Consider the following 19,913-nt stretch of genomic DNA (forward strand, 5'->3'; position numbering starts at 1 on the left):
TCCGGGCTGTCGACCCCGAGAACGCCGGCGGCCTGAGAACGCGCCCCGTCGCGCGGCCGCGACCCCGCTCCCGGCCTAATCGCTCGGCCGCTCGCTCTCCGTTTCGAGGTCGATGTCGGCCTCGTCGACCTCGAACTCCTCCACCTCCGCGTCCGGGATCTCCTCGCCGTCGCGGCTCGCCGAGAGGTTCTCGTCGGAGTAGCTGTCGAGCTCCTCCAACGCGGACTCGATGTCCTCCAAGCCGAGCATCTGCTCCGTCTCCGCGTCGAACTCCTTGCTTTCGAGCCCCTCCATCTCCTGGACGTCGGAGCCGGAGAGGGCCTTGCCGTAGCGGCCGACCAGACTCGTCAGCTCCTGCGGGAGGACGAAGGTGGTGGACTCGCCCTTGCCGATCTCTTCGAGCGTCTCCATGCCGCGCTCGATGATGGCGCGCTCGCCCATCGACTCGGCGGACCGCGCCCGCAGCACGGTCGAGATGGCGTCCCCCTGCGCTTCGAGGATCTGGGACTGCTTTTCACCTTGCGCGCGGATGATGTTCGACTGCTTGTCACCCTCCGCCTGCTCGACGGCGGAGCGGCGTTCCCCCTGCGCTTCGAGGATCATCGCGCGCCGGCGGCGCTCCGCGCCGGTCTGTTGCTCCATCGCGCGCTGGACCTCTTGCGACGGGCTCACCTCGCGGACCTCGACGGCCTCGACGCGGATCCCCCACTCGTCCGTGGGCTCGTCGAGCTCCTCGTTGATCCGGTCGTTGATGAGCTCCCGCTGCGAGAGCGTGTCGTCGAGCTCCATGTCGCCGATGACCGCGCGCAGGGTGGTCTGCGCGAGGTTCGAGACGGCGTTCTTGTAGTCGTCCACTTCGAGGAACGCCTTCTTGGCGTCCATCACCTTGATGTAGACGACCGCGTCGGCGGTCACCGGGGAGTTGTCCCGCGTGATCGCCGACTGGCTCGGCACGTCGATCGTCTGCGTCCGCATGTCGAACGCGTACGTCCGGGAGACGAACGGCGGAATGATGTGAACGCCCGGGTCGAGCAGCTTGCGGTACTCGCCGAAGACGGTGAGCGCCTCCTTGTCGTAGGCGTCGACGATCTCGACGGCGCTGACGACCGTGACGGCCGCTAAAAGCACCGCGAGCGCCGCGACGCCGAAGACGAGGCTCTGCCCGAGGAGGGCGACCCCGACGAGGAGGGCGACGCCGAGCGCGAGGTACTGCCAGACCCCGTCCGGGACCCCCGCCAGCAGATCCTCCAGCTCGGGGGACTCGCCGCGCGGACCTTGTGTTCCCATACCCGGAGTTACGGCCGGACGCTGTTAACGGTTCGCACGAGCTCGCGCCCGATCCGCGTCGCGCCCGTCGATTCTCCCCCGCGGCGCCGGACTCCGAGATACCGGAAAGGCCGGCACGGGCCGGCCGGCTTTAATTGGGCGGCGGCCGAACCGGGTGGTATGCCATCCGACGAGGCGACAGACGAGCCCAAATTCAGCACGCGAAGCGTCCACGCCGGCGAGGACCCGGACCCGACGACCGGGGCCCGTTCGACGCCCATCTACCAGACGACCGCCTACCAGTTCGACGACGCCGACCACGCGGCGGACCTCTTCGCGCTCGAAGAGGCCGGCAACGTCTACTCCCGGCTGATGAACCCGACCAACGCCGCCCTCGAAGAGCGGATCGCCTCGCTGGAGGGCGGCGTCGGCGCGGTCGCGACCGCCTCGGGCATGGCGGCGCTTGACGTGACGACGTTCCTGCTCGCCTCGGCGGGCGACAACATCGTCTCCTCGTCGGCGCTGTACGGCGGCACGTACACCTACCTCACCCACTCGGTCGAGCGCCGCGGCGTCTCGACGCGATTCGTCGACCCGCTCGACTACGAGGGGTACGCCGAGGCCATCGACGAGGACACCGCCTACGTCCACCTCGAAACGATCGGCAACCCCGCCCTCGTCACGCCGGACATCCAGCGGATCGCGGACATCGCGCACGAGCACGGCGCCCCGCTGTTCGTCGACAACACGTTCGCGACGCCGTACCTCTGCCGGCCGCTCGAACACGGCGCCGACCTCGTCTGGGAGTCGACGACGAAGTGGCTCACCGGCAACGGCACGACGGTCGGCGGCGTCGTCGTCGACGGCGGCTCGTTCCCGTGGGCCGACCACGCCGAGAAGTACCCGGAGATCGCGCAGGACAACCCCGCCTACCACGGGATCAACTTCGCCGAGCGGTTCGGCGACGCCGCGTTCACCTTCGCCGCGATCACCCGCGGGCTCCGCGACCTGGGCGACCAGCAGTCGCCGTTCGACGCCTGGAACACGCTCCAGCAGACGGAGTCGCTCCCGCTGCGGATGGACCGTCACTGCGAGAACGCCGGGATCGTCGCCGAGTACCTCGCGGACCACGACGAGGTCGCGTGGGTGAACTACCCCGGCCTCGAGGACCACGAGACCCACGAGGAGGCGACGGAGTACCTCGACGGGGGGTACGGCGGCATGCTCACCTTCGGGCTGGAGGCCGGCTACGAGGCGGCGCGCGCGACCGTCGAGGAGGCGGACCTCGCCTCGCTGGTCGCGAACGTCGGCGACGCGAAGACGCTCGTCATCCACCCGGCGTCGACGACTCACCAGCAGCTGACGGACGAAGAGAAGGAGGCCGCGGGCGTCACCGACGACATGGTTCGCCTCTCGGTCGGCATCGAGGACCCCGCGGACATCGTCGCCGACTTGGAGGACGCCATCGAGGCGGCGACGGCGTAGGGGCAGTCTCGCGGCGCGTCCTCCCGACTTACTCCTCGAATCCCTCTTCCCACCGGAACGTCCCGTTCCGCTGGACGACCTCGCCGTCGACCTCCATTCGCGAGTCGGCGCTCACGTCCGTGATCATGTCGACGTGGACCGCGCTGTCGTTGCCGGACTCCCCCTCGGGGAGGCAGGCGTCGTAGGCGCGGCCGACCGCGAGGTGGACGGTGTCGCCCATCTTCTCGTCGAAGAGGATCGAGTCGGTGAACCGGTCGATGCCGCGGTTCATCCCGATGCCCAGCTCGCCCAGCCGCCGGGCGCCCGCGTCGGTGTCGAGGATGTCCGCGAGCGCCTCTTCGCCCGACTCGGCCGAGAAGTCGACGACCTCCCCGCCCTCGAACGCGAGGCGGACGTTCCGGACGCGCGTCGCGTCGATGGTCATCGGCACGTCGAAGAAGACCTCGCCTTCCGTGTCGTACGGCGCCGTGAACACCTCGCCACTCGGGAGGTTGTGCGAGTCGTACGCGACGGAGGCCGCGGAGTTGACCGCGGTGCGGCCCGCGATCGACATCCGCACGTCGGTGTCGGGCGCGTCGTCGCGCTCGGTGACGATCCGGACCTCCTCGCCCGCGTCGAGCACGTCTTTCATCTGCGCCATCTCCTCGGCGAGCGACTCCCAGTCGCGGAGGACGGCGTCGTAGACGAAGTCGCGGTACTCCTCGTAGGCCATCCCCGCCTGCTGGGCGAGGGAGCGGGTGGGGTGGACCGTCGACACCCAGTCGGTGTCCATCCGCGCCTCGCGGACGCCCTTGCGCGCCGTCGCGTACGACTGCCGGGTCTGTCGAGCGACGTCCGCCGACGCGGTGGTGTTTCGCCCGCCCCCGATCCGGAGGTAGGCGTCGGCGGCCTCGAAGATCGCGCGGTCGACGGCGGGGTCCGAATCGAAGTCGTCGGCCTCGACGTCGCCGTCGGTCCCGGCCTCGACGCCCTTGAGGTAGGCCCGGGAGACCTCGCTCGACCCGTACAGCGTCGTGACGTTCGCCCCGCGCTCGCCGAGCGCCGCGGCGACCGCGACGCCCAGTTCGTGGGCGTCCTCCGCCACGCTCACGACGACGTCGTCGCCGGCCTCGACCCGCGCGCTCCAGTCGACGAGCACCTCGGCGTGCTCGCGTACGCGTTCGTCCATTACGCGGTGTGTCGTGGAGGAGCGGTAAATCGGTGCCGGGACGGTGATCAATCACACGTAATCGAGGGCGCGACATCCCTCGCCGACGCGTCGACCACTTGTTCTGTCGGACCTGCGAAAAACACCGCCAAAGCCCCAGCCGCGAGGGCGGCGCACGCTCGCTGCGGTCCTCAGTCGTTCGCTCCGCTCACTCCCTGCGGTCCTTACGTCGCCTGCGACCCCCTCACGACTGCCCCTTTGAGTCCCACCCCGCCCCGCACAGCACCTCGTGCCTCCCCAGCCTCGTCGCTGGCGCCGACGGCGCCAGCGACTCCCTCGCGCGTGCGACTCGCGACCGCCTTCGGCGGCCGCTCGCCGGCACGCGCCACCGCGCTATTTAAATGGCTCGTGGAGGAGACGGCGAGGCCGTCACTCGCGCTCCCCGTGAATGGCCTCAAAGAGCCCGACCGCGAGCAGCGCGACGCCGCCGAGCCCGCCGCCGAGCCTCGCCAGTCCGAAGAGCGGGGTCCGGTCCAGCCGCTCCCGCGAGTAGCTTCCGAGGACCCTGTACGACTCCCCGTCGACGCGCAGGTCGTCGGTCCCGGCGAGCCGGTCGGCGCAGTTGGCGTCACCGAGCGCCCACTCCCCGGCGGTCGAGGTGCGTTCGACGAGGAGGTCGACCGATCCGGGCGCGACCCGATACCCCCGGATCGAGACGTTGCGCCCGTCGGCGAGGGCGACCGCGGCGTCGGCGCAGCGCGCGGGAAGGGCGGCGGCGTTCACGGTCGCGTGCTGGTCGAGCCCCGCGCCCGCCCGAAACGTCGCCTCCCAGCCGACGACGCTCACGTCCGCGGCGGCGGCGAGCAGGAGGAGGGCGCCCGGGACGGCGAGGAGTCGGCGGTCCATCGCGCCGGACGGATTCGGGCGAGCGCGGCATATGCTTTATGCGGTGCGCCCGGCGACGTGGCTGGACCGTCGACCGCCGTGCGGCGACGTTACGGACTCGCCAGACGCTCCGGGTTCGGCCGCTCAGATGCTCTCCGTCGCCGGGTCCTCGCCCCAGTTCCGGCGTCGCAGGTCGGCGAACATCACCACCCCGATCGACAGGAGGCCGGCGCCGACGAACAGCGCCTCTTCGCCTGCCCAGAAGAACGGGACTGCGGGCGCGTACGACGCGGCGATTCCGAGGCACCCCAGCATGAGCATCCCCGCGGTGAACGCCTGAAGCACGGTCTTCGTAGACATGCTACGTGTACGCGTGACAACGAGAAATAGCTGTCTGCGACAGCCCTCCGCCCGGAACCGCCCTGTCCGCGCCGTCGCGCGTCGTCACCCCGAGGGGCCGCGACTCGGGCGGGACCGCGCCGACCGGATTACTCCAGGTCGAGTAGCGCCGCGATCTCGTCGAGGTAGTCGTCGTAGACGCCGACCGCGGACTCGATCGGGTCGGGAGAGGCCATGTCGATGCCGGCGAGCTCGACGACCTCCAGCGGGTACTTCGAGCCACCGGCCTTCAGCATCTCGCGGTAGTCGGCGGCCGCGGACTCGCCCTCGTCGAGGACGCGCTCGACGATGGCGGCCGCGGCGGAGATGCCGGTCGCGTACTGGTAGACGTAGAAGTCGTAGTAGAAGTGGGGGATGCGCTGCCACTCGCGCTCGATGCCGCCCGTGAGCTCGGCGGGCGTGTAGTAGTCGGCCTTCAGGTCGCCGTACATCTCGTCGAAGGCGTCGGGGGTGAGCGCGTCGCCGGCCTCGACGCGCTCGTGGATCTGCTGTTCGAACGTCGCGAACATCGTCTGCCGGAAGAGGGTGGAGCGGAAGCGTTCGAGGTACTCGTCGAGGACGTGGGTGCGGAGCTCGTCGTCCTCGACGGTGTCGAGCAGGTGGTGGGTGAGCAGCGTCTCGTTGACCGTGGAGGCGATCTCCGCGACGAAGATCTCGTAGCTCGCGTCGTGCCACGGCTGGGCGTCGCCCGCCAGCTCCGAGTGTATCGAGTGGCCGAGCTCGTGGGCCAGGGTGTACATCGACGCGATGTCGTCCTGGTAGTTCATCATGATGTACGGCTGGGTGTCGTACGTGCCCGAGGAGAACGCGCCCGAGCGCTTCCCGCGGTTCTCGTACACGTCCACCCACCGCGAGTCGAGCCCTTCGGCCAGCCGCTCCTGGTAGGCGTCGCCGAGCGGCGCGACCGCCTCGATCACCCACTCGCGGGCCTGCTCGTACTCCACGTCCGGCCCCTGGTCGCCCGTCAGCGACATGTAGAGGTCGTGGCTCTGGAGCTGGTCGACGCCGAGCGCCGCCTCCTTCAGCGCCGCGTGGCGGTGGAGCACGTCGAGGTTGTCGTCGACGGTGTCGACGAGGGTGTCGTACACCTCGACCGGGACGTTCGAGTCGTCGAGCGCGGCGGCCCGCGCGGAGTCGTAGTCGCGGATCTCGGCGCTCGTGACGTGCTCGCGGACGGCCTTCTCTAAGGAGGTGCCGACCGTGTTGCGCACGTCGGCCCACTCGTCGTAGAACGTCTCGTGGACGCGCTCGCGGAACTCGCGGTCCGGGTTCGTCTGGAGCTTCGTGAAGTTCGCCTGCGTGATCTCCACCTCCTCGCCGTCGGGGTCCTCGACGACGCCGTAGGTCATGTCGGCGTTCGTCAGCATCGAGTAGATCTCGCTCGGCGCGTCGGTGACCTCCGAGAGGTCCGCCAGCACCTCCTCGACCTCGCTCGACCGCGTGTGCGGCTTCTTTCGCAGCACGTCGTCGAGGTAGTGCTCGTACTCGGCGAGGGCGGGCTCGTCGTCGACGAAGGCCTCGACGTCGGCCTCCGTGAGCGACTGGATCTCCGGTTCGAGGTACGAGACCGCGCTCGACGCCTCGGAGCCGAGCGACGACGCCCGCGCGGACATCGCCTGGTACTCCTGGTTCCGCGTGTCCTCGGCGCTGCGCAGGCGGGCGTAGGTCATCACCTGCTGGAGCTCGCGGAATATCTCCTCGCGCAGTTCGAGCAGTTCGAGGAGGGTGGCGGCGTCCTCGACCGCCCGCCCCTCGTAGGCGGCCAGCTCGTCGATCCGGTCGGCGACCGTCTCGTAGGCCGACTCCCACGCCTCGTCGTCGGCGTAGATGCCGTCGAGGTCCCACTTGTACTCGGTGTCGATCTCGGACCGCTCGGGAACCGAACTCATACCGTTCGGGTCGGCCTCCCGCACACTAAGCCTTGTCAAACCCCGCGTGGCGGACCGATATGCGTGTGAACCGGCGCCACCCGTGGCGTGTCAACGCGACTCGTTCCGCCCGCCGCCGTCCTCGCTCCCGGCCCACGCCGCGAGGTCGACGACCAGGACGAGCGCGTCCTCGCCGTCGCGGTAGTAGCCGCCGACCCGTCGGACCGGCTCGAACCCCTCGTCGGCGTACAGCGACCGCGCGGGGTCGTTCCCCTCGCGCACCTCCAGCCGGACCACCGCCACGCCGGTCGCGCGGAGCCTGACCAGCGCCGACCGGAGAAGGGTCCGGCCGATCCCCTCGCCGCGGGCGTCGGGGTCGACGGCCAGGTCCTTGACATGGCCGATGTCGCGGCCGTGGTTCGGCGTCCGGTCGGCGACGACGAACCCGACGACCGCGCCCGCCCGCTCCGCCACGAGGAACGCCGGCTCGTCCAGCAGTCGCTCGAAGGCGTCGTGCGGCCACGGGTCCGAGAAGCAGGCCCGCTCGATCCGGACCACCGCGAGGAGGTCGGCGGACTCGGCCCCTCGGATCGTGACGTCGGCGGCGCTCACGGGTCAGCTTGCGGCCCGCGGGGAATAAACGCGCCGGGTCGACCGGGGCGGCGGCGCGCCGCCCCGCTCACGCGTCGATCCAGGGTTCGTCCGGGTCGGCGTCGGCGGGACCGGGCGCACGCACCTCGAAGCAGGCGCCGTCCGGCGGCCGGAGCCGGCGACCGTCGGCGAGGTCCACGGGGCCGTCCGCGGTCGTCCGCAGCTCGACGCGCCACCCGTGCGACTCGACCACCTCGCGGACGATGTCGAGCCCGTAGCCCGTCCCGTCCGCTCGCGTCGTGTACCCGGAGTCGAACACGGAGTCCCGGTCGTCGGGGTCGATCCCGGTCCCGTCGTCGGCGACGAGGAACCCCTCGTCGGTGGCGGTGACGAGGACGGTGAGATCGCCGTCCGCGTCGTTGTCGGCAGACGCGGTCGCGTCGTCCCGGGAGTCGGGCGCGTCGCCGCCGGAGTCGGTCGCGTCGTCGCTCGACTCGGACGCTCCCGCCTCCGAGGCGTCCGGCTTCCCGTGTTCCGTCGCGTTTCGGAACAGGTTCTCCAGCGCCTGGCGCACCCGGCCGCGATCGCCGTACACCCGCGCGTCGCGGGCGACGACGAGGTCCGCGTCGTCCTCGCCCTCGGCGGCGGTCTCCCAGGCGTCGCGGGCGACGCTGGCGAGCGCGAACTCGGTCGGCTCGTCCATCCCGGTCCCCTGCCGCGCGAGGGTGAGCAGCTCCGAGACGAGCTGGTCGATCCGGTCGACGGCGCGCTCGCCGCGCTCGAGGGGCTCCGCCTCGCCGCGCAGCCGCGCCATCTCGATCGACCCCCGGATCACCGACAGCGGGTTCCGCAGGTCGTGCGAGACGATGCTCGCGAAGCGGTCGAGCCGCTCGTTGCGGTCGGCGAGCCGCCGCTCGCGCGCCTTCCGCGTGCTCACGTCCCGGGAGTTGATGAGCAGCTCGCCGACGGGGCTGTCGGCCGGGAGCGAGCGGGTCCGCGACTCCAGCCAGACCCAGTCGCCGTCGGCGGTTCGGTAGCGGTACTCCAGCGTCGGGGACGTGTCCGGCTCGTTGAGCGCGCGGTAGAACCGCTCGGTCACGCGTTCGCGGTCGTCCGGGTGGACGTAGCCGAGGGGGGAGCGCCCGACGGTCGACCCCTGCTCGTAGCCGAGCACCTCCGCGACGGAGGGGCTCTCGTAGACGACGAGGCCGTCCTCGTCGACCACGGTGACGAGGTCGCTGCCGTACTCTAAGAAGGCGCGATAGCGCTCCGGGAAGGTGCGGTCGACGTCGACGCGCCGGACCGTGACGATCCGCCCGCCGAACTGCGGGGCGAGCTCCTCGTCGACGACGGACTCGACCCACGCGTACCCGCCGCTCGCGCGGCGGATGCGGTGGGTGACCGTCCGGCTCGTCGCGACCGCGGACAGCGCGTCGGCGACCGGCTCGCGGTCGCTCGGGTGGACGCGGTCGAGGAGGTCGCTGCCCACGAGCGCGCCCCGGCTCACACCGACGACGTCCGGCGCCGACGGCCCCGCGAACAGCACTTCGCCGTCGACGGCCACGGCGAGCAGGAAGCGGTCCGCCTCGGCGAGCCGAGACCGGCGCTCGGCGGGCGTCGCGTCGACGCCGGCCGACGCCTCGTCGGCGTCGGCTGAGGGCGGTGTCGATCGGCCACCGTCGCCGCTGTCGTCCGACGGGGTCGCCCGCTCCCCGCCGGCGGGCGGGGCGTCGACGGCGGATCGGTCCTTGGCGTCGGGGGCGTCGCCCTCGTCGGCGCCGCGGCCCGGCGTCGACGTGTCGGATGGCCGGAGGGTCACAGTCAGTTCTACCAAATGGTACGACTACGAGGTGATAAAACCGCGCGCCCTCGAAATCAGAACTGATAATTGGATACCGTCGCCCCGGCCCTCACACCTCGTCGACGACGGTGCCCTCGGCCCACGCGGCCTCGAAGCCCTCGCGTACGCGGGCGGCGAACCCGCGGTCGCGCAGGTCGAGCATGCCGAACAGCCGGTCGGGCGCGAGCGGGTCGGCGACCTCCAGGCACACCTCCTCGCCGTCGATGAGGTAGAAGTTCCCGTACGCGTCCTGCGTGATCCGCAGCTCGAAGGGCCCCTGCGCGATCGTCAGCGTCGCGCGGTCCTCGTCGACGGCGGCGCGGGCGTCGTCGAACACGCTCGGCGAGAGCAGCACGGACACGTCGACGCCGCTCCGGATCGACGCGAGGAGCCGGTCGAGCAGCTCCGGCCCCTCGCGGTCGACGTCGAACTGCGCCGAGACGTCGGTGGCGACGACGACGATCGACTCCTCGGCGGCGTCGATCCGCTCGAAGAGGAGGTCGAGCGAGTCGTCGGCGCCGACCGCCGCGGTCCAGAACTCGTCGTCGGTCGCCTCGGCGTCGGCCAGCCGGTCGATCAGCTCCGACTTGCCGGACTCGTACGTCTCGATCCGCTGTCGCAGCTCCCGCCGCTTCGCCTCGACGAGGCGGTCGACGGCGACCGCGGGCTCGACGGGCGCGTACCGCTTCGGCTCGCGGTCGGTCTGGACGCGGACGAGCCCCCGCGACTCCAGCCCGCCGAGCGCGTCGTAGATGCGCCCCTTCGGCACGCCGCTCTCCTCGGCGGCGGCCGCGGCGGTGCCGGTGCCGAGCGTCAGCAGCGCGCGGTACGCCCGGTCCTCGTAGCTCGACAGGCCGAGGTCTCGGAGCGACTCCATGCGTTCACCGTGGCGGTCCCGCTACAAAGCGTCGGCGTTCCCTCTCGCGCCGATATATAAAAGAACGGACGCACAACGGTCGACTGTTTCGAAGACCGCCCGATGAACTCGGTCGGTCGTTGCTCGATGAATCGCTTTGACGGAGCCGTAAACGGCTTCGCGGCGGTTTCGGAACGATTCGTTCCGCCGTCCGTCACGGCGAATTATCTACGGAAACAGATACGTTGTTGTCACAGGTTCCCGAAGGGTATTACGTCGCAGCCCCGTACCAGTTCGCAACCAACATGAGTCGAATTCGGACGGCGGCCGTCCTCGTGCTCGTCGCGTCGCTTCTCGCGACGGGGACGGTGGTCGCGCAGCAGGCGAACGACACGGTGCGCGGCGACCCCGACATCGAGGCGTTCGCGCCGGAGACGGCCTTCGTCCCCGGCGAGGAGTCGACGCTCCAGGTGAGCCTGAACAACCGCGGCGACATCGACGCGCAGGGCGCCGACAACCTCGAGAGCGAGGTGGTGACCGCCCACGAGACCACGGCCCGGATCCTCACGGGCGACGCGACGAACCGCGAGGTCCCCTTCGACGTGCGGACCGGCGAGCAGACGGTCGGCGACGTCGCGCGCGGCGTCACGGGACCGATCGAGTTCACCGTCGTCCCCGACGCGGACGCCGAGCCGGGCGTCTATCAGGTCCCGATCCGGCTGGAGTACCGGAACGTCGAGAGCGCCGAGGTGGACGACGGCTCCACCGTCCGCGACGAGGAGATCGTGACCGAGACGGTGTACGTGTCCGTGGAGATCACCGACCGCGCGCAGTTCGCTGTCGTCGACGTCGACGGCGTCGTCCAGGCCGGCGACGACGGCATCGTCGAGGTGACGATGCGGAACGTCCGGAACGAGACGGCCTACGAGGCGAGCGTCGCCGCGAACCCGATCGACCCCGACCTGTCCTTCGCCACCGACGCGGGCACGACCGAGACGTACGTCGGCGCGTGGGCGCCGGGCGAGAACCGCACGTTCGCCTACCGGTTCGCCGCCGCCGGCCAGGCGACCGCGCGCGCGTCGACGCTGGAGTTCGAGGTCGACTACCGCGACGCCGAGCGCGCGAACGCCGCCGCGCGGACGGTCCGGACCGGCGTGACGCCGCTCTCGCGGCAGGCGTTCACCGCGCGCGGTCTGAACAGCACGCTGCGCGTCGGCGAGGACGGCTCCTTCACCGTCGAGGTGCGCAACCGCGGGCCCCGGGACGTCGAGAACGCGGTCGTCGTGTTCAGCAACGAAGCGCCCGCGCCCGACGGCGTCGGCCAGGACACGGTCCAGACGGACCAGAACATCGTCCCGCGCTCGACGCGGGACACGATCGGCGACCTCGCGGTCGGCGAGACCGCGACCGCGACGTTCGACGCCGGCCTCCGCACCGACGCCAACCCCGGGCTGCGGACGGTCAACGTGGCGGTCCGCTACCGCGGGATCCCCACCGACGAGGGCGTGAGCGCCAGCCGGACCGACGACGGGAGCGTCTCGCTCGTCTCGACGGGGTCGGCGGGCGACGTCATCGTCTCCGACTCGCTCGACGTGGTCGTCGACGTCGCGCCCGAGGCGGACGTCTTCGCGGTGTCGCCCGCGGCGAACGCGACCGAGCCGGCGGCGGTGACGCCGGGGTCGACGGTCCAGTACCGCGCGGTCGTCCGCAACACCGGCCCGGAGCCGATCTCCAACGTCCAGGCGAAGCTGTTCGTCGACTCGCCGCTCTCCTCGTCGGACGACGAGGCGTTCGTCACCGACCTCGACCCGGGCGAGCAGACCACGATCACCTTCGAGGTGGCGGTCGACGGCGGCGCGACGCCGAAGACGTACGCGGCCGCGGTCGACTTCCGGTACGACGACGCCGACGGCGACGAGCAGCTCTCGGACACCTACCGGCTCCCGGTCGAGGTGACCGACACCGACGACAGCGGGGCGCTCTCCTCGCCGCTGGGGATCGTCGCCCTGCTCGGCGCCGTCGCGGTCGGCGGCGCGGTCGTCTGGCAGCGCGGTCGGGTGAGCGCGGCGATCGCTCGGCTCCGCAGCCGGCTCCGCTCTCGATAGATGGACCCCGTCAGTCGGCTGTTCGGCGCGATCACCGACCGGGTCGTCGAGCGGCCGCGCCGGGTCGTGATCGCCTGTCTCGTCGTCACCGCCCTGTTCGCGCCCGGCATGGCGCTGCTGGAGGCGAGCGCGGGCAGCGACCAGTTCACCGACGGGATCGAGGAGGCCGACGCCCTCGACCGCGTGAACGAGCGGTTCGAGCCCGCGTTCGGGGGTGACGACCCGACGACGCAGCTGATCCAGCGCGACGCGAACGTGCTCGACCGCCGCGGCCTGCTCGACATGCTGGCGACCGCCGAGCGGCTCGACGAGCGCGACGGGTTGCGGGTAACCGACTTCTCCGCGCCCGCGATGGACGTGGCGGCCGAGTTGGACGAGGACGCCGACACGCCCGCGGCGGCCCGCGACGCGATCGAACGGGCCAGCGACGGCGAGATCGACGACGCGGTCGACGCCGCCGCGGAGGACCCCGGCTTCGCGACGCTGCTGTCCGACGACTTCAACCGCGAGTCCGGGACGGCCTCCGCGTCGCTCGGCGTCGTCTCCCACTCGTTCCCGGCCTCGGCCGACACGCAGGCGATCCAGCAGGAGGCTCGCACGGTCGCCGAGGAGGCCCCCGGCGACATCACCGCGTTCGGCGGCGGGATCGTCGACGACGAGTTCCAGCGCGTCATCTTCGACTCGCTGTCGATCGTCGTGCCCGCGGCGCTGGCCGTGATCCTCGGCCTCCTGGCGTACGCCTACCGCGACCCCTTCGACTTCGTGCTCGGCGGGATCGCGCTCCTGATGACGGTCGTGTGGACGTTCGGCTTCACCGGCTACGCGGGGATCGCCTTCTCCGAGGTGCTGATCGCGGTGCCGGTCCTCCTCCTCGCGATCGGGATCGACTTCGGGATCCACACGGTGAACCGCTACCGCGAGGACCGTGCTGCGGGCGCGCCGCCCGAGACGGCGATGCGCGGCGCCTTGGGCCAGCTCGTGGTGGCGTACTCGATCATCGCCGGCACGACGATCATCGGCTTCCTCGCGAACCTCACCAGCTCGTTGCCCCCGCTCCGCGAGTTCGGCGTCGTCGCCGGACTCGGCATCTGTTTCACCCTCGTCATCTTCGTCGGCTTCCTCCCGGCCGCCAAGCTGATGCTCGACCGCTGGCGCGCCGAGCGCTCGCTGCCCGAGTTCGGTTCGCGCCCGCTCGGCTCCGAGGAGTCCGCGCTCGGGCGCTTCCTCCCCAAGCTGTCCGCCATCTCGCGGCCCGCGCCCGCCGTCTTCCTCGTCGTCGTCCTGCTCGTCACCGCGGGCGCCGCGGGCTACGGCGCGGGCGTCGACACCACCTTCGAGCAGGACGACTTCCTGCCGCCGAGCGAGGAGCCGGCGTACGTCGACTACTTCCCCGGCCCGCTCCAGCCCGGCGAGTACACCGCGACGGAGACGATCAACTTCCTCTCCGACAACTTCGCCACGAGCGAGGACGACACCGTCACCATCTACGTGGAGCGGCGCATGACCAGCGACAGCGCCCTCCGTAGCCTCGCGCGCGCAGAGCGCGACCCGCCCGACACGTTCGTCACGGTCGACGGTCGCGCCAGCGCCGAGAGCGTCCAGAGCGCGATCGACGCGTACGCCGCCGAGAATCCCGAGTTCGAGCGGCTGGTCGAGAACTCCGCGCTCGACGACGGCCGCCCGAACCGGAACCTCGACCGGATCTACGCCGAGCTGCGGAACTCGGGCTACGACGACTTCACCGGCGAGTACCTCGCGGACGACAGTCGGTCGACCCGGATCGTCTACGCCGTCGAATCCGACGCCAGCGACGCCGAGATCACCGCCGACGCCCGCCGCGTCGCCGACCGCTACCGCGGCGACGCGACCGCGACCGGGCAGATCGTCGTGTTCCAGGCGGTCGCCGACACGATCTTCGAGTCCGCGATCGTCTCGCTGGCGGCCGCGCTCGGGCTCTCCGCGGTGTTCCTCGTCATCCTGTTCTGGCTGCTGCTCGGCAGCCCGACGCTGGGGCTCGTCACGCTCGTCCCGGTGACGGTCGCGGTCGCGACGCTCACCGCCACGATGCGGCTCGGCGGCATCCCGTTCAACGCGATCACCGCGACGATCCTCGCGATCACCATCGGGCTCGGGGTGGACTACACCGTCCACGTCGCCCACCGGTTCCACGACGAGTACGCCGCGGGCGGCGACGTCGACGCCGCGGTGGTCACCACGCTCCGCGGGACGGGCGGCGCGCTCACCGGCACGTGGGCGACGACCGCCCTCGGCACGGGCGTGCTCGTCCTCGCTATCACCCCGATCCTCGGTCAGTTCGGGCTGCTCACGGCCGCCAGCATCACGCTCGCGTACCTGGCGTCGCTGATCGTGTTGCCCCCGGCGCTCGTCGTCTGGGTCGCCGTCGTCGAGCGCCGCCCCGAACTCCTGTTCGTCGGGCGCTTCCTCGACGCTGCGGGCGCTATCGACGCCGACGCCGAGGGCGACGCGACCGACCGTGCCCGGACCGACGGCGGCACGGACGACGGCGCCTTCGAGTGGCAGACCGATCCGCGGCCCCCCGCCGAGGATCCGAGTCAGAAGCGTTAAACGCTCGCCGCGGGTACCGGCTCGTGAGGGCGCGTAGCTCAGCGGACAGAGCACTTGGTTCCGGACCAAGATGCCGCGGGTTCAAATCCCGTCGCGCCCGTTACGTTTTCTGACGAGACGGATTGACACGACGGCGGTCAGGCGTGTATCTGTCGAACCCCAGTAACGAGCGTCTCGCTGCCGCCGCCGAGGTCGCGCAGGTGTCACTCCGACCCAGAACCGCTCCGCCGACGCGATCGCCAACGGGCCGCTCAGGCCGACCGGTCGCCGACGAACCGTTCCGGGGCGACCGAGCGAACGATCCGGGACGGGCGCACGGCGCGCCCGCTAACGAGCAGGAAGCCGACGAATATCACGCCGAACCCGGCGACGGACAGCGCCGAGAGGGTCTCCCCGAGCAGCGCCCACCCGCCCACGGCCGAGACGACCGGGACGAAGTAGAACAGCAGGTTCGCCCGCGTCGCGTCGGTCTCGTCGATCAGCGCGAAGTAGGCGAGGTACGCGACGGCGCCCGAACAGACGCCGACGTACAGGAGCGCGGCGACCGCGACGGGCGGCACCGCGAGCGAGGCCACGGACTCGCCGGCGCCGACGCTGAGGGCGTGCGAGAGGACGGCGGCCAGCGGGACCCCCCAGACGGTGCGGGCGGTGCTCGACAGCGTCGCCTCGGCGCGGCGGATCGCCACCGCACCGAACGCGCTCGTCACCGCGGCCGCGAAGAGGAGCGGGACGCCCATCCCGCCGCCGAGCAGCGCCGACGGCGAGGGGTTCGCCACCAGAACGACCCCGAGCAGTCCCAGCCCCATCCCGACGACGCCGCGGGGGGTGAGCCGCGCGTCCGCGAGCAGCATCCCGGCGAACACCGGGGTGAGGATCGGGTTCAGGCTGAAGACGACGGCCGCGACCCCGCTCGTCACGTACTGTTGCCCGACGAACAGCAGCGCGTTCGTCAGTCCGATCACCAGCACGCCGGTCGCGAGGATCCCGGCGACGTCGCCGGCGGTCCGCGGGCGGAGGTCCGCCCACGAGAGGCGCGTCGCCGCGAACGCGGCGAGGACGACGGCGCCGATGTCGAACCGCACGGCGACGAAGAACAGCGGCGGCAGGTGCGCGAGGCCGGTCTTGGCCGCGACGAACGTCCCACCGAACAGCAGCGCCGAGACGGCGAACAGCGCGGCGGACCGTCGGGTGAACACGTTACCGTAACACCTCGGTCTCGCCGTCAGACGAACGGCCAATCGGAGCGGGAATCTCGGTCACACTTCGACGAAAGTCGCCCAGGCATATAACGAAATTCAGAAAATGTTCGGACTCGCGAAACGCCCGCCCACCTCGACAGCGTTTCAGCCCGTGAAATCCGCGCGGGGAGCGAAGCCGGTTTATCCGCGAGGGCACTGTACCGCCTTATGGAGGCGCCGCTCGAAGCGATCGAGTTCCTCGCGCGCTCGACCAACCGCGTCGAGGTCCTGCGGCTGCTGGCGACCCGGCCGCACACGCGGGGCGAACTCGCGGCCGCGACCGGGGCGTCACAGGCGACACTCGGCCGCATCCTCGAGGACTTCGCCGAGCGCTCGTGGGTCACGCGGGAGGGCGGCAGACACGTCGCGACCGCCACCGGCGAGCTGGTGGCGGACGGGATCGACGACCTCGTCACCGTCCTGGAGACGGAGGGCAAGCTCCGCGACGTGGTCGCGTACCTGCCCACGGCCGAGTTCGGCTTCGACCTCCGTCGGCTCGCCGACGCGACGGTGACGGTGCCGAGCCGGACGCGACCGAGCGCGCCGCTTCAGCGCGTCCTCGACGGCATGGAGGGCGCGTCGACGCTGCGCGCGGTCTCGCACACCCTGAACGAGCAGAGCCTCTCGACGGCGCACGACCGCGTCGTCGCGGGCCGACAGGCGTTCGAGGCCGTGCTCTCGCCGAGCGCGCTCGCGGCGCTCGCGGCCGACGACCGGCTGTGGACGCAGGTGCGCGCGCTCGCCGACCACGACGACGCCGAGATCCGCGTCGCCGACGGGGAGGTGCCGCTCTCGGTCACCGTCGCCGACGGCACCGTCTACCTGCTCGTCCGCGACGAGGGTGGGATCCTCCGCGCGGCGATCCACACCGACGACCCGGCCGTCCGCGACTGGGCCGGAGAGACGTTCTCCGAGTACTGGGCGGACGCGACGCCGTTCGATCCGGCGACGTTCGAAGCGTGACCGGTCCGCGGCGGAAGGGGCACCTCGACGAGCGGGGCCGGGTGCGAGCCGCCGGCCTCACCCGTGGAACCGGTACAGCGACGTGACGTACGGCAGCCGGTTGAGCATCCACACCGCGACCGGCACCCCCACGACCGTGACCGCGAGCGCCGACGCGACGTTCGCCCACAGCAGGCTCAGCCACCACCCGACGAGGACGAAGTAGCCCGCCCGCACGACGAGCGACCGCTGGCCGCGGGCCGAGTCGGGCTCCGAGAGCGACCGCGGCTCCGCGAGCGTGAGCACCGTCGGCACGAGGTTGATCAGCTTGATACCGACCGGGAGGAGGACGACCGTGACGTTGAGCAGCCACGCGACGTTGACGACGATAGGCGTCGCCCACCAGCCGACGAAGACGAACCACAGCGCGCGAACGAGCAGGGACCGTTGTGCCATCGCTCCCGATAGGTTCTCAGCGGGGAAACCCGTGTCGTCGCACGGAAGCGTCGACACTCCCACACGGGCGTCGGCGGCGGTCGCCGTCCCGGCCGCCGTCGCGCTCGCCGACCCCAACCGACTTGCCCGGCGGGCGCGTCGCCCCGGCCATGTCCGATTCACCGGCCGGCTCGACGAGCCTCGAATTCGGCGTCCTCGGCACCGCTGGGATCGCCCGCAAAGCGGTCATCCCGGCTATCGCCGCCAGCGACCACACCGTCGGCGCGGTGGCGTCCCGCGACGCCGCCCGCGCGGAGCGGTTCGCGGCCGAGAACGGAATCCCCCGCAGCTACGGCTCCTACGAGGCCCTGCTCGACGACGACGCGCTCGATGCCGTGTACGTCCCGCTCCCGAACGGGGCCCACGCCGAGTGGACGAAACGCGCCGCCGACGCCGGCCTCCACGTCCTCTGCGAGAAGCCGCTCGCCGCCGACGCCGACGAGGCGCGCGACGCCGTCGCCCACTGCGACGAGCGGGGCGTCACGCTGATGGAGGCGTTCATGTACCGCTATCACCCCCGCACCGAGCGCGCCGTCGCGCTCGCGGCGGACGAACTCGACGACGTGCGCACGGTGACGGCCACCTTCCGCTTCCCGCTGTACGACCGCCCGAACGACGTGCGGCTCGACCCCGACCTCGCGGGCGGGTCGCTGATGGACGTTGGCTGTTACCCCGTCTCGCTCGCCCGGACGGTCCTCGGCGAGCCCGACCGCGCCTACGCCCACGCCGGCGACACCCGGGGCGCCGGGGTCGACACGGAGCTCGCGGGCGTGCTCTCGTACGACGACGGCCGCTCGGCGCGGGTCGCGTCCGGGTTCGACACCCAGCTCGTCCAGCGGTACCGCGTCGACGCGACGAACGGCTGGGTCGAGGTCGAGCGCGCGTTCGACGCGCCGACCGACGAGCCGGTGGAGCTGACGTACGAGATCGACGGCCGACGCGGGGCCGAGACGTTCCCCGCCGTCGACCAGTACCGGCTCCAGGTCGAGCACTTCGCCGAGCGCGTCGCCGACGGGAGCGCGCCCCTGACCGACGGCGAGGAGGCGGTCGCCAACATGGCGGTCATCGACGCGCTCGCCGAGAGCGCCGCCGACGGCGGCCCGGTCGACCTCTAACGTCGGGGACCGGATCCGAGCCCCGGTCGCCGGCGCAGCGCCCCGGTGTCCGTCAGTCCTCGCTCGGCGCCGCGCGGCTCACCGGTCGCTCCCGCGCCTACCGGTCGATCCCGCCCTCGCCGTCGATGACGTCGCGGACCTCCGCCCGGGTCGTCACCGCGAGGTCACCGTCGGTGGTACGTTTCAGCGCCGCGGTCGCCGACCCCCACCGGAGCGCCGCGGGGAGGTCGCCGCCGCGCAGCCGCTCGGCGACGAAGCCGGCGACGAACGCGTCGCCGGTGCCGATCGCGTCGAACGTCTCCGCCTCGTACACGTCCTGCTCGTACACCGAGCCGTCGTGGAGCGCGACCGCCCCCTCCAGCCCGCGGGTGACGACCACCGTGTCGAAGCCGAACTCCGTGGCGAGCCCGTGGGCTATCTCGACGGCGCCGCCCTCGCGGTCGAGCACCTCCCGGGCGTCCCGCCGCGGGACGAACAGCGTGTCGACGTGCTCGAACAGGTCCTCGTAGGCCGCCCGCGCGGTCTCCGGGTCCCAGAGCTTCGCCCGGTAGTTCAGGTCGAACGAGCGCGTGGTCCCCGCCTCGCCGGCGGTCCGCAACAGCGCGGCCGTCGTCTCGGCCGTCGCCTCGGAGAGCGCGGGCGTGATCCCCGTCGTGTGGAACCAGTCCGCCGCCGCCACCGCGTCGGTCGGGAGCTCGTCGGGCTCGACGGTCGTGATCGCCGCGTCGGCGCGGTCGTAGATCACGTTCGTCCCGCGCGGCTCGCCGCCGTGCTCGAGGTAGTAGGTCCCCACGCGGCTCTCGTCCCCGTCGGCCCACGCGACGCTCGGGGTGACGCCGTGGCTCCGCAGCTCGGTCACGATCCGCCGGCCGAGCGGCGAGTCGGGGAGCTTCGAGAGCCAGCGGGCGTCGGCGCCGAGCCGCGCGGCCCCGACCGCGACGTTGCTCTCCGCCCCGCCGGCCTGGACGGTGAACTCGCGCGTCGTCTCCAGCCGCTCGCCGCGCGGCGGCGACAGCCGGAGCATCGTCTCGCCGAACGTGACGAGGTCGGTCATCGGCGCCACCCCGCGGCGCAGGTCTCGGACGGGTTCATATT

The 19,913-nt window shown here is 71.7% G+C and carries 16 protein-coding genes and 1 tRNA gene; 6 read left to right on the forward strand and 11 right to left on the reverse strand.

Annotated elements, in window-relative coordinates:
- Positions 1-75: 75 nt before the first annotated feature.
- Positions 76-1,287 carry an SPFH domain-containing protein gene (locus tag HPS36_RS07490; RefSeq protein WP_173229521.1) on the reverse strand — a complete coding sequence of 404 codons (1,212 nt, stop codon included), beginning with the start codon at positions 1,285-1,287 and terminating at the stop codon, positions 76-78.
- 159 nt (positions 1,288-1,446) lie between these two features.
- On the opposite strand from HPS36_RS07490, the gene HPS36_RS07495 reads away from it, so the two are divergent.
- Positions 1,447-2,751, forward strand: a complete 1,305-nt coding sequence (locus HPS36_RS07495; protein WP_173229523.1) for an O-acetylhomoserine aminocarboxypropyltransferase/cysteine synthase family protein — start codon at positions 1,447-1,449, stop codon at positions 2,749-2,751.
- Between the two features lie 28 nt (positions 2,752-2,779).
- Here HPS36_RS07495 and HPS36_RS07500 read toward each other — a convergent pair whose 3' ends face one another.
- The 7 genes from HPS36_RS07500 to HPS36_RS07530 form a co-directional block, all read right to left on the reverse strand.
- Positions 2,780-3,919 carry an aminopeptidase gene (locus HPS36_RS07500; protein ID WP_173229525.1) on the reverse strand — a complete coding sequence of 380 codons (1,140 nt, stop codon included), beginning with the start codon at positions 3,917-3,919 and terminating at the stop codon, positions 2,780-2,782.
- Positions 3,920-4,327: 408 nt separating this feature from the next.
- Positions 4,328-4,804, reverse strand: coding sequence for a hypothetical protein (locus tag HPS36_RS07505; RefSeq protein ID WP_173229527.1), 477 nt, complete (start codon positions 4,802-4,804; stop codon positions 4,328-4,330).
- A gap of 123 nt (positions 4,805-4,927) precedes the next feature.
- The gene (locus HPS36_RS07510) at positions 4,928-5,143 is read right to left on the reverse strand and encodes a hypothetical protein (protein ID WP_173229528.1); all 216 of its coding nucleotides are present in this window, start codon (positions 5,141-5,143) and stop codon (positions 4,928-4,930) included.
- Between the two features lie 128 nt (positions 5,144-5,271).
- Positions 5,272-7,071: an oligoendopeptidase F gene (gene pepF / locus HPS36_RS07515; RefSeq protein WP_173229530.1), complete on the reverse strand. Its 1,800-nt coding sequence runs from the start codon at positions 7,069-7,071 to the stop codon at positions 5,272-5,274.
- A 90-nt stretch (positions 7,072-7,161) separates the two neighbouring features.
- On the reverse strand, positions 7,162-7,662 hold the full coding sequence (rimI, locus tag HPS36_RS07520; RefSeq protein ID WP_173229532.1) for a ribosomal protein S18-alanine N-acetyltransferase: 501 nt from the start codon (positions 7,660-7,662) through the stop codon (positions 7,162-7,164).
- Positions 7,663-7,729: 67 nt separating this feature from the next.
- Complete coding sequence (locus HPS36_RS07525; RefSeq protein ID WP_173229534.1) at positions 7,730-9,460, reverse strand: PAS domain-containing protein; 1,731 nt, start codon at positions 9,458-9,460, stop codon at positions 7,730-7,732.
- A 91-nt stretch (positions 9,461-9,551) separates the two neighbouring features.
- Positions 9,552-10,358: a TrmB family transcriptional regulator gene (locus HPS36_RS07530; protein WP_137717423.1), complete on the reverse strand. Its 807-nt coding sequence runs from the start codon at positions 10,356-10,358 to the stop codon at positions 9,552-9,554.
- 284 nt (positions 10,359-10,642) lie between these two features.
- On the opposite strand from HPS36_RS07530, the gene HPS36_RS07535 reads away from it, so the two are divergent.
- From HPS36_RS07535 to HPS36_RS07545, 3 genes are all read left to right on the forward strand, one after another.
- Positions 10,643-12,442, forward strand: coding sequence for a COG1361 S-layer family protein (locus HPS36_RS07535; protein WP_173229536.1), 1,800 nt, complete (start codon positions 10,643-10,645; stop codon positions 12,440-12,442).
- Positions 12,443-15,028, forward strand: coding sequence for an efflux RND transporter permease subunit (locus tag HPS36_RS07540; RefSeq protein ID WP_173229538.1), 2,586 nt, complete (start codon positions 12,443-12,445; stop codon positions 15,026-15,028). It abuts the gene before it with no gap.
- 27 nt (positions 15,029-15,055) lie between these two features.
- Positions 15,056-15,128: transfer RNA gene (locus HPS36_RS07545), tRNA-Arg, on the forward strand.
- A 151-nt stretch (positions 15,129-15,279) separates the two neighbouring features.
- Here the strand turns inward: HPS36_RS07545 and HPS36_RS07550 are convergent.
- Positions 15,280-16,224 carry a DMT family transporter gene (locus HPS36_RS07550; RefSeq protein WP_173229540.1) on the reverse strand — a complete coding sequence of 315 codons (945 nt, stop codon included), beginning with the start codon at positions 16,222-16,224 and terminating at the stop codon, positions 15,280-15,282.
- 210 nt (positions 16,225-16,434) lie between these two features.
- Between HPS36_RS07550 and HPS36_RS07555 the strand changes: the two genes are divergently transcribed.
- Entirely contained in the window at positions 16,435-17,229 is a 795-nt protein-coding gene (locus HPS36_RS07555; protein ID WP_173229542.1) for a helix-turn-helix transcriptional regulator, read from the forward strand.
- Positions 17,230-17,286: 57 nt separating this feature from the next.
- Here the strand turns inward: HPS36_RS07555 and HPS36_RS07560 are convergent, their stop codons facing one another.
- Positions 17,287-17,664: a YccF domain-containing protein gene (locus HPS36_RS07560; protein WP_173229544.1), complete on the reverse strand. Its 378-nt coding sequence runs from the start codon at positions 17,662-17,664 to the stop codon at positions 17,287-17,289.
- A 149-nt stretch (positions 17,665-17,813) separates the two neighbouring features.
- Between HPS36_RS07560 and HPS36_RS07565 the strand changes: the two genes are divergently transcribed.
- The gene (locus HPS36_RS07565; protein ID WP_173229546.1) at positions 17,814-18,818 is read left to right on the forward strand and encodes a Gfo/Idh/MocA family protein; all 1,005 of its coding nucleotides are present in this window, start codon (positions 17,814-17,816) and stop codon (positions 18,816-18,818) included.
- 97 nt (positions 18,819-18,915) lie between these two features.
- Here the strand turns inward: HPS36_RS07565 and kdgK1 are convergent, their stop codons facing one another.
- Complete coding sequence (kdgK1, locus tag HPS36_RS07570) at positions 18,916-19,872, reverse strand: bifunctional 2-dehydro-3-deoxygluconokinase/2-dehydro-3-deoxygalactonokinase (protein ID WP_173229548.1); 957 nt, start codon at positions 19,870-19,872, stop codon at positions 18,916-18,918.
- Between the last annotated feature and the right edge of the window lie 41 nt (positions 19,873-19,913).

Source organism: Halorubrum salinarum, assembly GCF_013267195.1.
Lineage (GTDB): Archaea > Halobacteriota > Halobacteria > Halobacteriales > Haloferacaceae > Halorubrum > Halorubrum salinarum.

Coding starts and splice junctions, on each gene's coding strand:
- HPS36_RS07490 (WP_173229521.1), bottom strand. CDS start 1,287: ATGGGAACACAAGGTCCGCGCGGCGAGTCCCCCGAGCTGGAGGATCTG.
- HPS36_RS07495 (WP_173229523.1), top strand. CDS start 1,447: ATGCCATCCGACGAGGCGACAGACGAGCCCAAATTCAGCACGCGAAGC.
- HPS36_RS07500 (WP_173229525.1), bottom strand. CDS start 3,919: ATGGACGAACGCGTACGCGAGCACGCCGAGGTGCTCGTCGACTGGAGC.
- HPS36_RS07505 (WP_173229527.1), bottom strand. CDS start 4,804: ATGGACCGCCGACTCCTCGCCGTCCCGGGCGCCCTCCTCCTGCTCGCC.
- HPS36_RS07510 (WP_173229528.1), bottom strand. CDS start 5,143: ATGTCTACGAAGACCGTGCTTCAGGCGTTCACCGCGGGGATGCTCATG.
- pepF (WP_173229530.1), bottom strand. CDS start 7,071: ATGAGTTCGGTTCCCGAGCGGTCCGAGATCGACACCGAGTACAAGTGG.
- HPS36_RS07530 (WP_137717423.1), bottom strand. CDS start 10,358: ATGGAGTCGCTCCGAGACCTCGGCCTGTCGAGCTACGAGGACCGGGCG.
- HPS36_RS07535 (WP_173229536.1), top strand. CDS start 10,643: ATGAGTCGAATTCGGACGGCGGCCGTCCTCGTGCTCGTCGCGTCGCTT.
- HPS36_RS07540 (WP_173229538.1), top strand. CDS start 12,443: ATGGACCCCGTCAGTCGGCTGTTCGGCGCGATCACCGACCGGGTCGTC.
- HPS36_RS07555 (WP_173229542.1), top strand. CDS start 16,435: ATGGAGGCGCCGCTCGAAGCGATCGAGTTCCTCGCGCGCTCGACCAAC.
- HPS36_RS07560 (WP_173229544.1), bottom strand. CDS start 17,664: ATGGCACAACGGTCCCTGCTCGTTCGCGCGCTGTGGTTCGTCTTCGTC.
- HPS36_RS07565 (WP_173229546.1), top strand. CDS start 17,814: ATGTCCGATTCACCGGCCGGCTCGACGAGCCTCGAATTCGGCGTCCTC.
- kdgK1 (WP_173229548.1), bottom strand. CDS start 19,872: ATGACCGACCTCGTCACGTTCGGCGAGACGATGCTCCGGCTGTCGCCG.